This is a genomic window from Mariniflexile sp. HMF6888 (genome assembly GCF_044335535.1).
In the GTDB taxonomy this organism is placed as follows: Bacteria; Bacteroidota; Bacteroidia; order Flavobacteriales; family Flavobacteriaceae; genus Mariniflexile.
This window is the reverse complement of record NZ_JBIQVZ010000001.1, coordinates 873,401-886,725: the sequence shown is the minus strand read 5'-3', so window position 1 is coordinate 886,725 and position 13,325 is coordinate 873,401. Positions and strand designations below refer to the sequence as shown.

The window sequence follows — 13,325 nt, the reverse complement described above, 5'->3', positions numbered from 1 at the left end:
GCTGCTAAAAGAGCCTTAGGCTCAAAACTTCCAAATGGCGTAAAACTGCCAATAATTAAAATCGTTTTCAAAATTCATAATATAGCGTGCGCCTAAACTGGGACCAATTCTTGCAAAACCTGCAGTGGCTTCAAATAACAAGCCAGTTCTTAAATTGGTAAATGAATTGGTTGTATTTACAGATTCTTCTTTGGAATCTATAATAGGACCATCTGTGGTATCGCCTTCGAACCGCTCGGTTAAAACCGATTGTTCTTGTTTTTCGCTAAGTGACACAGTGTTTTGTAAACCTGCCCCAAGACCAATGTAATTATTCATATTATAACGAATTAAAATGGGTACATCCCAATCGATGTTTTCAAAAGAATTTCGGGTTGTGGTACGCTGTAAAAAGCGAATGCCTTGTGCATCTTGAACAAATTCTTCAGTGATATTGGTGTTGGCATCATAATTATGAAAGTTATTCATCAATTCAACCTGCCAATACCAACGGTACGATTTGTACGGTGATAGGGTAGCTCCAAAAAAGTAGCTTTCAGAATTATTTAAATCTGAAAACGAATTAATCCCAACTTTGGCACCAATAGAAATTCCCGGTAAAAAACGTGTGGTGGAATAGTTGGTGATTATCGGGTCGTTTTTATCGAAGATAATAGCAGTTCTGCTTTTGGTTTTTTGTTTATGAAAATCTTTGGCAAACTTGATACTATACTTTACGAAGCCTTTGGTAGAATCGTATTCTTTAACGTTTTTTTGCTCGCTTCCGGGCAGGTAAATATTTTTAAATGTGAATATAGCCTGAGTATCTGTAAACATGGTATCTAAGCAGCTATACAGTACTTCTTTTTTTGGACAGATATCGCATTTGGGATACATATCCAAAACTTTCAGTGTCGATTTGTCCAGCATTTCAGGAATATCGGTTTCCAAGCGAATGGTGCGTGCAGGCCCTTCACCGTTGTTTTGAAATTTAATTTTATATTTTAAAGTTTTAAAACGTACCAATCTGTAATTTAAGAAGGTGCCGTTTGATGACATTTTATTAGGATCGTGGGAGGTTACGATTTCCATTTCCATATCCTTTACTTTATGGTTGTCGTAATTGGCATCAGGCACATAAATACCTCTTACCGAAATAATGGCACTGGTATCTTTAAGCATTTCGGGAGTGGTTTTTAAACTGAAAAAAAGATTGCGTTCTTCTTGAGGTTTCATGTTGTCAAACTCCAAAAGACTCCAGTTTTTGTAATAGGTTTTAGAGTTTGCAATGGTTAAAGGCAGGTTGGTTTTTTCGGTAGAATCTTGCGAAAAAGTACGAGCTTCAATAAACCCATTATCAGAAGATGCTAAATAAGTACCATCGTCATCAATATGATGTGTGAAAGCAAACCCATCTGCCGAAACATTTTTTTCGTTGTGATAAGTTCGAGTATCTATTAATTCAAAATTATTGGCTTTGTATTGATGCTCGTTATAAAACAAATACAATTTTCCATTTGTTGTGTAATCTTTTGGGTTTTTATAACTAACAATGACCACCATTTCTTCGTCGGGTACGGGTTCTCGGTTGCGTTTTAATATGAAATCATCTTCCATGCTTGCAACGTCGTTATATGCTGTTGTTATATTACTTATGGCAATTTTCTTAGGACGTGTTGTGGGTGGTTTGCCGGTATCATAATTGTTGGTTGCCCAAAGCTTTACTTCGTATTCTCCAGTTTTTTTATAAACGTGTTTTGGTTTTTCTTCGGTGCTATAATGGCCATCACCAAATTCCCAGTAATGGGTGTAAAATGCTTTAGGAGCTCCCGCTATTTGATTTAATGTGGGTGTTTCAGGAGTAAACAAAACGGCATTGCCATGGGTTGTATTTTTAATGGTTGCAACTCTTGTTAACGTATCGTTTACAATTAGTTTTTGAGCATAACTGTAAACGCCAATTAAAAATAAACATAGAAAAGAAAACCGTTTGTTCATGATAATAAGGTTTGAATAGATTTTAAATATACAAAAAGCGACATTTATAAAGCTGTTTTTAATGGGTATCTGTTTTTATAAGGAATATAAGTTAGATAGTATGATAGCAATGTTAGCACCAATTACGAATAATATGATGCATACCATAATGAATATAAAAACAAACTTTTTCATGATATGTTCTGTATACCATTATATCAATAAAGTTGTTGTTTTGTTACCCTTTTTTCTAAATTGAAGAAGACCTCACAGGTTTTTAAAACCTATGAGGTCTAAAAAATCCCAGAAACGAAGTCTCTGGGATAAAAAAGCAGGTTAAGAATTGTGGCAAACCATGATTTTTAAGTAGATAATTAAAATGAGTAGCTGTTTATGGTAAACCATTTATAATGGTTGTAAGTTGTGCTTCGGTAGCTATAGATGTTTCACCTTCTGTAAATGTGATAACACCGTTTTCAACAATAGTCACAGCTTTTATAGCGTATTTCCAGTTGTCATCTTCTTCGGTTGCGAAAATAACGTGACATTCCAGTCCAACGGGAATTTGTCCGTAATGCTCGCTGAATAAACCAGTTTGTGAGTCATAAGTGTCTAAGTTGGCAAGACCAGAATCTTCACCATCGTAAGATAAATATACTGAGCTATTTGTGTTGTCGTATCCTGTTGGAACACCAACTAAAATAGTTGTTTTTGGTCGTGGGTCACTGTAAAATCTATCAACGTTAGACCATCCAAACGATTGGAAAAAGCCGTAGTATTGATTGCCTTCTGCAAAAACACCACCTTCACCATTGGCGCCATCACGTTTGTCTTCAGCCCAAGCAAGATCTCCGTTATCATCAATAATACCATTCCAAAGTATCATATCGTTATCTATACCACCTGTTAAATCAGCAGGAATTAACATTTGGAATCCGCAGTTGGTATCTAAAGCAACACCGTTTTGGGTAGCTTGTACAAAAAACTCACCACCAGAAATCAATAAGGCCTTGTCACCGCTTGGTAAAATACCCATTGTAGGTTTGTTTGTTGTAAGCATGTTTCCTTTATCAAATAACTCAACAAATTCTAATTCTACGGCACCGGTTACGGCGTCCCCGTTTTTGGTTAAACAGGCACCATTAATGTAAATTTCAACACCTTTATCAGATGTAAAGTTTACCGAGCCATCTTCGGCATTAAATTGAAATGTTTGGGTTAAAGCGGTTAAAGCTTCTTCTCTTAAAGCATCAAATTCTTGAGCTGTTGCGGGGATTACTAAATCCTCATTGTCGTTTTTTGAACAGCTAGTAAATACTAAAGCCGTTAATAAAAGTGTTCCTAAAATGTGTTTTAAATTTTTACTCACGTTGTTTAAATTGTTAAAGTGTTCGTGAAATTGCTTTGTAATTTTCATGATTATTGGGTTTTAAAGTTATTGTTCATTGTTATATAAACAGGGCAACTGTTTTGTTACCCTGTTTTGGTAATTATTTTTTATTGTTGAGGTTGGCTGAAGATTATTTTAGAGATTACAGCATCACCAGAGGCTACTAATTGTATCATTTTGTTGGCATAATCTTCAGAAGAAGCATAGCCTTTTGCAGAACCTGTAGCTGTTTCAACTTCCCAGAAATAATTTCTATGAGTGTTGATTTCAGATTTTAGAACCAAGTAACTTTGAATTTCGGTTCCTAAAACAATTTCTCCAGAGCTAGATAAAGCAATCATTTCTTTAGCGTTTTCAAGAGAAAGGGAAGTTCCTGAATAGCTGCCTTTATCGGTTTCTACTTTCCAGTCAAATACTTGAGCAATGTTTTCTTTTGTAAAGTTTACAACTTCATTTGAAGTGTTAAGGGTCGATTTCTCATTTGTAGCGTTTATGTTTAATATTGAAAAAGCTACTGTTGCGATAATTAAAATTGATTTCTTCATGATTTCTAATTTTTATGGATTAATTAAAATTTTGTTTTAGCATTTTGCTGTTACACCCTTATATCAAAACCATTTAAAAATTGTTACCCGTTTATTTTAAAGTTTTTTTAAATTAGCAGTAAATACAAGGGTTAATGAGCGAAAAAAAAATACATGAAGACCAAAAATATATTGATGGTTTACTGAAAAACAATTCCTTTATTATACAAGCAATCTATGATAAATTCGTGCCTAAGGTTATTAATTATATCAAGCAGAACAGTGGGGATGCAGACCAAGCGCAAGATGTGGTACAGGACACATTAATGACCATATATAACCAGGCAAGCGAAAAGAAATTGGAGCTTACATGTCCGTTTGATGCTTATTTCTTTTTATTGTGTAAACGCAAATGGCTAAATGAGCTGAAAAAAACAGCCCATAAAGAGGTAACAATTAATGAGGAAGTTTTATATAAAGATGACGACGCTCAAGAACTAGCATTTGAAACTGATATGTTTGGTGAAAAGCAAGCCTTATTTACCGAAATGTTTCAAAAACTAGGAACTGCTTGTAAAGAATTATTGAACGCTACTTTTAAAATAAAATCGATGGAAGAAGTAGCTTCAAGTTTAGGTGTAACATACGCTTATGCCCGAAAAAAGAAATCTTTATGTATTGGTAAACTAACAGAGTTGGTTCAAGGGTCGCCAAAGTTTAACCTACTTAATAAGTAACCATTATGAAACATCTATAACTAAATCTTTAATGCTATAACAAAAGATTAAATAGATGTAGCATGTGACTGCTAAAAAACAATAAAATTGAACACATGAATGAGCAAGATTACATATTGTTTGAAAACTACCTTTTAGGAGACCTTTCTGAAACCGAAAAAAACGCTTTTGAAACCCGATTGGAAGCAGATCCAAAATTCAAAGACAGTTTCAATACCTATAAAGAACTTTCCTCTTTTTTAGAACATAAGCTTGGTAACGAGGAAGCTTCAACAGCATTTCAAAATAATTTAAAAAATATTTCAAAAACTTATTTTGAAAAGCTAGACGCCCCTAAAAAAGTGGTTCGTTTTAAAATTTGGAAATATGCCGTGGCGGCTAGTGTTGTTTTATTAATTGGAATCACCATATTTAATAAGCTTTCAAGTCCGGTTTATGAAGATTTTGCAAATTATAACAGCATTAGTTTAACCGTGAGAGGCGAACAAGATGCTTTATTAAAAACGGCCGAAAATGCTTTTAACACTAAAGATTTCGCTAAAGCGGAAGAAGCCTTTAAAAGTTTAATACTAATAGATAAAGACAATGCAGAATTACAATTTTATAGAGCTGTAGCCAATGTAGAATTAAACAAATATGAAACGGCTGAACGTTTATTAAGTAGTTTGAGTAAAGGACAATCGGCATATAAAAATAAAGCTATTTGGTATTTGGCATTAAGTCATTTAAAACAAAAAGACTACGATGCGTGTTTGGAAATTTTAAAAACCATTCCAGAAGATGCTGATGATTATAACAAAGCCCAAAAACTTATAAAAAAGTTAGAGTAAAGATTTACCTGCAAGGTTGAGTCGTGATTTACCTGCAAGGTTTCCAAAACCTACCTGCAAGGTTTCCAAAACCTACCTGCAAGGTTTCCAAAACCTTGTAGGTATTATAATTCTGTTTTTTGCCTTGAAAAGATTCCAGACCTCACAGGTTTTTAAAACCTGTGAGGTCTTTGTTTATTAAAATACTTCTTATTTTTACCGAATGATAATTACCGATACCCATACCCATTTATATAGTGACGCTTTTGATGAAGATAGAAATGCCATGATAACCCGTGCATTGAATGAAGGCGTTTCACTTTTTTTTATTCCAGCCATCGATTCTACATATATAGAGTCGATGCTCCAACTTGAAAAGGATTATCCTAATAATGTGTTTTTAATGATGGGCTTGCATCCAACGCACGTAAAAGATAATTATAAAGACGAATTAAGGTTTGTTGAAGACATGCTCGCAAAACGAAAATTTTATGCAGTGGGTGAAATTGGTATTGATTTGTATTGGGATAAGTCAACACTAGGTATTCAGCAAGAAGCGTTTAAATATCAAATTCAATTAGCTAAAAAATATAAGTTGCCTATAGTTATTCATTGTCGTGAGGCTTTTAATGAAATCTTTGAAGTTTTAGAAACAGAAAAGAGTGATGATTTATATGGGATTTTTCATTGCTTTACTGGCACTTTAGAACAGGCGCAGCAAGCGATGTCCTATAATATGAAATTAGGAATAGGAGGTGTAGCAACTTTTAAAAATGGGAAAATCGATCAGTTTTTAAATCAGATAGACTTAAATCATATTGTATTAGAAACCGATTCGCCCTATTTAGCACCGGCACCATACAGAGGTAAGCGCAATGAAAGTGCCTATATATTAAAGGTTTTGGAAAAATTATCAGAATTATATGGTGTATCTTTAGAAGCAATAGCAGAAATAACCACCCAGAATTCTAAAGATGTATTTAGAATTTAAATTGTAAATCAAAATGAGTAAATCAAAACCAAACATATTACTTATATACACAGGCGGTACTATTGGTATGATTAAAGACTTTAAAACCGGCGTATTGAAGGCTTTCGATTTTAAAAATCTTTTAGATAAAATTCCAGAGCTTCAATTGTTAGATTGCCATATTGAAACGGTTTCTTTTGAAAAACCTATCGATTCAAGTAATATGAATCCAGGGTATTGGGTTCAAATTGCTGAAATAATAGAAGCACATTATAATAAATTTGATGGATTTGTTGTGTTACACGGAAGCGATACCATGAGCTACACAGCATCGGCATTAAGCTTTATTTTGGAAAATTTAGTAAAACCAGTAGTATTTACAGGCTCACAATTGCCCATTGGTGATTTAAGAACCGATGCTAAAGAAAATCTAATCACCTCAATTCAAATGGCATCTTTGCAAGAAAACGGGAAGCCTTTGGTTAAAGAAGTCTGTTTGTATTTTGAATATAAATTGTACAGAGCTAATAGAACGACGAAACTAAATGCCGAAAATTTTAAAGCATTTGCATCATTAAATTATCCCGAATTGGCAGAATCTGGGGTGCATTTAAAAGTAAATCAAGATTATTTGTTGAAGCCAGACTTAAAAAAAACGTTGATAGTCCATAAAAATTTAGATACCAATATAGCGCTTATTAAACTGTTTCCGGGTATGTCTGAGACGTTTTTAAGGGCCGTATTAGCGACACCAAACTTAAAAGCGGTTGTTTTGGAGACTTACGGCGCTGGAAATTGCACTACAGAAGCATGGTTTATCGATCTTTTGCAAGAAACGATTAAGCGTGGTGTGCATATTATAAATGTAACGCAATGTGTAGGTGGAAGTGTGATGATGGGGCATTACGAAACCAGTAATCACCTGAAAACCATAGGGGTTGTTTCTGGTAAAGACATGACAACCGAGGCTGCAATTTGCAAATTAATGTACTTGTTGGGTGAGAATATACCGTTTAAAACATTCAAAATGACCTTCGAAAATGCATTACGAGGTGAATTGTCTTAAAATTAACTTATAAAATTTTAACGTTCAAAGTTTTTTTTGTTATTTGCCCACCCATAGAAAAGTATAATATAAAATAAAGAGAGGTGGCCGAGTGGTCGAAGGCGCACGCCTGGAAAGTGTGTATACCCCAAAAGGGTATCGAGGGTTCGAATCCCTTCCTCTCTGCTGTTATTTTTATTTTTTTATTGTATTTTTTTTATATCTTTAACACATTAATTAACTAATAAAATTAAGATTTAGAACATGAAAAGATTATTTTCTATCCTTGCCATTGCTGGAATGATGGCTTTTGGAACTGTTAATGCAACAACAAATGCAAACACAAGCACAGTTGCAACAACTGTAGCAAGTATGGCACAAGATGAAGAAACTGCAGCACCAGCAGAAGAACTTGGGTTTCATCAAGAATTAAAAAAGAGATTTATTGAAGGTGGTCCTGGATTTATGGGGATTGTATTATTATGTTTGATTCTTGGATTAGCCATTGCTATAGAAAGAATTATCTTTTTAAACCTTTCAACTACAAACACAAAAAAATTAACCCAAGAGGTTGAAGAAGCACTTGCTTCTGGAGGTGTTGAAGCTGCAAAAGAAGTTTGCAGAAATACAAAAGGCCCTGTTGCTTCTATCTATTACCAAGGTTTGGATAGAACAGACGAAGGTTTAGACGCTGTTGAAAAAGCTGTTGTAGCTTATGGTGGTGTTCAAATGGGACAATTAGAGAAAAATGTATCTTGGATTTCATTGTTTATCGCGTTGGCACCAATGTTAGGGTTCATGGGAACAGTAATAGGGATGATTAATGCCTTCGATAAAATTGAAGCTGCTGGAGATATGCAGCCATCACTTGTTGCAGGGGGGATTAAAATTGCACTTTTAACAACTGTATTTGGACTTGTTGTAGCAATGATTCTTCAAGTTTTTTATAATTACATTATTGCTAAAATTGATAGTATCGTTAATGATATGGAAGACGCTTCTATTACATTAATGGATCTATTAATTAGAAATAAAAAGTAATAATTAAAAAAAAAGAATCATGAATTTATATAAAATATTCAAGTATTTAGCTTTTGCTCTTGGTATTATTGGGGCTGTTTTTGCACTATTGCTGATGACAACAGACTCAGATGGCATGATAGATAATATATTAGTAGTTACTTATATTGTACTTTTTATTGTAATAGCATTAATAGTTGTATATGTTTTAAAAGGCATATTTGCAGGAAACATTAAAAAAACGCTAACTACCGTAGGATTGTTTTTGGCAGTTATTCTAATATCTTACCTAATATCATCTGGTACAGATTTGAATTTAAAGCAATTTAACGATAAAGGTTTGGGCATTACAGAAGGGATCTCTAAGAACGTAGGAGCAGGTTTATATGCTTTTTACTTTCTTGCAGTCATTGCAATAGTTGCTACCTTTCTTTCAAGTGCAAAAAAATTATTAAATAAATAAATTATGGCAAAAAGAGCAGCACCAGAAGTAAATGCAGGCTCCATGGCCGACATTGCGTTCTTACTATTAATATTTTTCTTAGTAACAACTACTATTGAAACGGATTCTGGATTAAACAGAAAGCTACCTCCTATTGAAGATAACGTAGAACCACCTGTTATTAAGCAAAAGAATATTTTTACCGTGCTTTTAAATGGTAAAGATCAATTGCTTGTTGAGGACGAGTTAATGGAACTTAAAGATTTAAGAAAGGCAGCCACTGAGTTTTTAGACAATGGTGGAGACGGTACTTGTAATTATTGTAATGGTAAAAAAGATCCTGAATCTTCTGATAATCCAGATAAGGCTGTAATATCATTAAAGAATGAGCGTGAAACAACTTATAAAACGTATATAGCGGTTCAAAATGAATTAGTAGCTGCATACAACGATTTAAGGAATATTAGAGCTCAGTCGCTATATGGAAAATCTTTTGTTGAAATGGAAGCGAACCTTAATGATGTGAATTGGCCAGGAAATAAAACGTTATTGAAGGAACAACTTGAGAAAATAAAAATTGAGTATCCTCAAAAGCTTTCGGAAGTACAAAATTAAAATTTAACACATTATTATGGCTAAATTTAAAAAGAAACAAGGAGGCGATATGCCAGCAATATCTACGGCATCATTACCAGATATTGTGTTTATGTTATTATTCTTTTTCATGGTGGCAACTGTTATGAGACAGAACACTCTGAAGGTGGAAAATAATTTACCATTTGCAGATCAGGTTGAAAAATTAGATAAGAAAGATTTGGTTATGTATATATATGCAGGTAAACCAAGTGCGAATTATAGAAATTATGGTACTGAAACCAGAATTCAACTTAACGATGATTTTGCAGATGTTAATGAAATAGCTGCTTTTATTGCTGCAGAACGCGCTTCTAAAAGAGAAGAATTAGTTCCGTTTTTAACTACTGCTTTAAAAGTAGATAAAGATGCTAATATGGGATTAATTGGTGATATTAAGCAAGAATTACGAAAAGTAAATGCGCTTAAAATAAATTACACTACTAAAAAAGGTAGTGTATTAGAAAATAACTAATTTCTATATTCTTAATTTTATATAAAAGGCGTTTTGAAATTTCAAAACGCCTTTTTATTTTTAATAAATATGGTATGTTTGTATAATGAATTATAACTGTTAAAGATGAAATTTTTATACGGAATCCTATTTATTTTGTTTAGTGTTCATTTATGTTATTCGCAAGAGGATAGTATTAGCAGCGTTGATAATTTTTATAAAGAAGACCAATTTTACATAGGTACCACATATAATTTATTAGGTAAAAAGCCAAAAGATTTATCGCAAAGTGGGTTTTCAAGTGGTATTCATTTTGGTATTATAAAGGACATACCTTTAAATGAAGAGAGAAATGTTGCTCTTGGTATTGGCTTAGGATATTCGTTAAATTCATTCATCCAAAATTTACTTATTGATAAAGATAATAATGGTAACATAACCTATACTATTTTAGAGGATGCTACTACCTATTCAAAGAACAAGTACACAAACCAATTAATTGAACTACCTATTGAGTTTAGATGGCGGACATCGACACCAACCGAATATAAGTTTTGGCGCATTTATACAGGCTTTAAATTAGGTTACTTGGTTACCAGTACAACAAAGTTTAAAGGAGACTCAGGGTCTTTTAAACACCATAATATAAGCGACTTTAATAAGCTTCAGTATGGGTTGACCCTTTGTGTAGGTTATAATACTTGGAATTTTTATATGTATTATGGTTTATCTCCCATTTTTTCAGACAAGGCTATATTGAATGGTAATGATATAAAAACGAATACCATAAAAGTAGGGTTGATGTTTTATATTTTATAGTTTTTAATTGGAGTTCAATATAAATTTTAACAAAGTTAGATGTTAAAAATGCAATGTTAGAAGTACAATATTAAAAGTACAATATTAGAAGTACAAAGTTCAAAGTTCAGAGTTTGATGTACCGGTGGAGTTTGTGATACACGATTCAACGATTACACGGTTAAACTGTTAAAAGTTACAGGGTATGTTTATAACCAGGACACAGGTTTTGTAATGATATCTTTTTTTAAAAGTACAATGTTAAAGTTAAAAGTTAAAAGTTAAAAGTTCAGAGTTTGATGTACCGATGGAGTTTGTGATACACGATTCAACGATTACACGGTTAAACTGTTAAAAGTTACAGGGTATGTTTATCAACCAGAACTCAGGTTTTGTAATGATATTGTTTTTAAGTAATAAACTAATTCAACCAATAATTCACTAAGATTAACTGAGGCATCACGCCAATAAAAAAGCCCATAATTAACTCTTTATAGTTATGTGCTTTTACATGCAGTCTAGAAGTAGCTACGGCACCCATTATGATACTCATTAAAGCCAGTATTTCGTTAATGTTTATACTAAAATGAATGCTTAAAATAATAAAAAACATAAAAAGTCCCGATACACCAATCATATGAATACTTGCTTTGAATTTCAAAATGGCTAATATTAAACACGCCATTGTTGAAATTAAAATACCTACAAAAAAGAAATAGAGTTCTATAAATTGCGTTTGAGTTAAAATACGTAGCAATACTATTAGGACAATAGCTCCATTTAAAACTAAGGGTAAAATGCGTTCGTTAGTTGTTTTTAAATAGACAGATTGTACTCTACCTAAGGTCTTTAATAAAAAGTATATTAAAACAGGTAATATAATAGTCAGTATAGCTAAAGAAATAAGCTTGGCATGTATTACTTCTTTAGGGGTAAAGCGAGGAGATACTAAAAAATAAAAAGCAACCCCCATAAACGGTATAAGTAATGGGTGAAAAATAAACGAGATGCTTTTTAAAATTCTATCCATTATATTTTTTTTCGTAATCGGGCTACAGGAACATCTAATTGTTCTCTGTATTTAGCAACAGTGCGTCGTGCTATAGGATAGCCTTTTTCTTTTAAAATCAAAGCCAAAGTTTCATCGGTTAAAGGCTTTCTCTTATCTTCTTCTTCAATAACGGTTTCTAAAATTTTCTTTATTTCTCTTGTTGAAACATCTTCCCCTTGGTCGTTTTTCATTGATTCCGAAAAGAACTCTTTGATCAATTTGGTGCCATAAGGCGTGTCAACATATTTACTATTGGCAACCCTTGAAACGGTAGAGACATCCATAGAAATTTCATCGGCTATATCTTTTAGAATCATAGGTTTTAAGTTGCGTTCATCGCCTGTTAAAAAATACTCTTCTTGGTAGTGCATAATGGCACTCATGGTAATGAATAAGGTTTGTTGGCGTTGTTTGATAGCTTCAATAAACCATTTGGCAGCATCTAGTTTTTGTTTAATAAAAATAACAGCATCTTTTTGGGACTTCGATTTGTCTTTCGACTCTTTATAACCTTTAAGCATATTGTTATACTCTCTAGAAACATGAAGTTCGGGAGCATTACGCCCATTAAGCGTTAATTCTAATTCTCCATCAACTATTTTAATGGCAAAATCTGGAACCACATGCTCTACAATTCTATTATTGCCAGCATAAGATCCACCGGGTTTTGGGTTTAAATGTTCAATTTCGTGAATGGCATCTTTTAATTGAATTTCTGAAATATCAAACTTCTGAATAAGTTTATCGTAATGCTTTTTAGTGAATTGCTCAAATGCGGTATCAATAATATCAATAGCCAATTCGGTATCGGGCGTTTTTTCTTTTCTATGCAGTTGAATACTTAAGCATTCTTGTAAATTTCTAGCACCAACACCTGCAGGATCCAATTGATGTACAATTTTAAGAACTTTACCTATTTTTTCTTCGGTAGTATAGACACTTTGTGTAAAAGCCAGATCGTCCATAATATCTGATAAAGAACGACGTATATAACCACTTTCATCAACGCTACCAACTAAAAATTCAGCGATTTCGTACTCCTCATCGTCTAACCTATAGGTATTCAACTGATTTATTAAATGCTGTGTAAAAGAAGTTCCTGCGGCATAAGGCATCGTTTTTTCTTCGTCGTCACTGCTATAATTGTTTGCCTGGGTACGGTAATCTGGAATTTCATCATCACTCAGATATTCATCCACATTGATGTCGTCGTCCCCAATAGATTCGCTATCATTAAAATCGTCATTTGAATTGTCCAAATCAGAATCAAAATCGTTTTCTAATTCTTCTTTACCGGCTTCTAAAGCAGGGTTTTCTTCTAATTCTTGTTTTAAACGTTGCTCAAATGCTTGCGTAGGCAACTGTATCAATTTCATTAACTGAATTTGTTGCGGTGACAGCTTTTGTGATAATTTGAATTGTAAATGTTGTTTGAGCATACTTCGATTTGGTTTAAAATAATAGTAAAATAACTATTTACTAATTTGTTACCAAGA

The 13,325-nt window shown here is 33.1% G+C and carries 14 protein-coding genes and 1 tRNA gene; 10 read left to right on the top strand and 5 right to left on the bottom strand.

Annotated features, from left to right (window positions below):
• Window positions 1-21: 21 nt before the first annotated feature.
• The 3 genes from ACGLWY_RS04080 to ACGLWY_RS04070 all read right to left on the bottom strand — a co-directional run bounded on the left by ACGLWY_RS04080 (window position 22) and on the right by ACGLWY_RS04070 (window position 3,891).
• A complete protein-coding gene (locus tag ACGLWY_RS04080; protein ID WP_396618380.1) occupies window positions 22-1,977 on the bottom strand; it encodes a PKD domain-containing protein in 1,956 nt (651 codons plus the stop codon).
• A gap of 370 nt (window positions 1,978-2,347) precedes the next feature.
• A complete protein-coding gene (locus ACGLWY_RS04075) occupies window positions 2,348-3,373 on the bottom strand; it encodes a hypothetical protein (protein ID WP_396618379.1) in 1,026 nt (341 codons plus the stop codon).
• Between the two features lie 80 nt (window positions 3,374-3,453).
• Complete coding sequence (locus tag ACGLWY_RS04070; protein ID WP_396618378.1) at window positions 3,454-3,891, bottom strand: hypothetical protein; 438 nt, start codon at window positions 3,889-3,891, stop codon at window positions 3,454-3,456.
• Between the two features lie 134 nt (window positions 3,892-4,025).
• Here ACGLWY_RS04070 and ACGLWY_RS04065 point away from each other — a divergent pair, with 134 nt between their 5' ends.
• The 10 genes from ACGLWY_RS04065 to ACGLWY_RS04020 all read left to right on the top strand — a co-directional run bounded on the left by ACGLWY_RS04065 (window position 4,026) and on the right by ACGLWY_RS04020 (window position 10,799).
• Window positions 4,026-4,607, top strand: coding sequence for an RNA polymerase sigma factor (locus ACGLWY_RS04065; protein WP_396618377.1), 582 nt, complete (start codon window positions 4,026-4,028; stop codon window positions 4,605-4,607).
• Window positions 4,608-4,702: 95 nt separating this feature from the next.
• On the top strand, window positions 4,703-5,437 hold the full coding sequence (locus ACGLWY_RS04060; RefSeq protein ID WP_396618376.1) for a tetratricopeptide repeat protein: 735 nt from the start codon (window positions 4,703-4,705) through the stop codon (window positions 5,435-5,437).
• Between the two features lie 202 nt (window positions 5,438-5,639).
• Window positions 5,640-6,407: a TatD family hydrolase gene (locus ACGLWY_RS04055; RefSeq protein ID WP_396618375.1), complete on the top strand. Its 768-nt coding sequence runs from the start codon at window positions 5,640-5,642 to the stop codon at window positions 6,405-6,407.
• 13 nt (window positions 6,408-6,420) lie between these two features.
• Window positions 6,421-7,452: an asparaginase gene (locus ACGLWY_RS04050; RefSeq protein ID WP_396618374.1), complete on the top strand. Its 1,032-nt coding sequence runs from the start codon at window positions 6,421-6,423 to the stop codon at window positions 7,450-7,452.
• Between the two features lie 77 nt (window positions 7,453-7,529).
• Window positions 7,530-7,617 (top strand) — tRNA-Ser (locus ACGLWY_RS04045).
• 78 nt (window positions 7,618-7,695) lie between these two features.
• Window positions 7,696-8,472: a MotA/TolQ/ExbB proton channel family protein gene (locus ACGLWY_RS04040; protein ID WP_396618373.1), complete on the top strand. Its 777-nt coding sequence runs from the start codon at window positions 7,696-7,698 to the stop codon at window positions 8,470-8,472.
• Between the two features lie 19 nt (window positions 8,473-8,491).
• Entirely contained in the window at window positions 8,492-8,914 is a 423-nt protein-coding gene (locus ACGLWY_RS04035; RefSeq protein WP_396618372.1) for a hypothetical protein, read from the top strand.
• Between the two features lie 3 nt (window positions 8,915-8,917).
• Window positions 8,918-9,508, top strand: coding sequence for an ExbD/TolR family protein (locus tag ACGLWY_RS04030; RefSeq protein ID WP_396618371.1), 591 nt, complete (start codon window positions 8,918-8,920; stop codon window positions 9,506-9,508).
• Window positions 9,509-9,524: 16 nt separating this feature from the next.
• Window positions 9,525-10,001, top strand: a complete 477-nt coding sequence (locus tag ACGLWY_RS04025) for an ExbD/TolR family protein (RefSeq protein WP_396618370.1) — start codon at window positions 9,525-9,527, stop codon at window positions 9,999-10,001.
• A 105-nt stretch (window positions 10,002-10,106) separates the two neighbouring features.
• Complete coding sequence (locus ACGLWY_RS04020; RefSeq protein WP_396618369.1) at window positions 10,107-10,799, top strand: porin family protein; 693 nt, start codon at window positions 10,107-10,109, stop codon at window positions 10,797-10,799.
• Between the two features lie 400 nt (window positions 10,800-11,199).
• Here ACGLWY_RS04020 and ACGLWY_RS04015 read toward each other — a convergent pair whose 3' ends face one another.
• Together ACGLWY_RS04015 and rpoN are read right to left on the bottom strand one after the other, a co-directional pair.
• Entirely contained in the window at window positions 11,200-11,808 is a 609-nt protein-coding gene (locus ACGLWY_RS04015; protein WP_396618368.1) for a hypothetical protein, read from the bottom strand.
• Window positions 11,808-13,268, bottom strand: coding sequence for an RNA polymerase factor sigma-54 (gene rpoN / locus ACGLWY_RS04010; protein WP_396618367.1), 1,461 nt, complete (start codon window positions 13,266-13,268; stop codon window positions 11,808-11,810). Before rpoN ends, ACGLWY_RS04015 begins: the two co-directional genes overlap by 1 nt.
• Window positions 13,269-13,325: the final 57 nt, after the last annotated feature.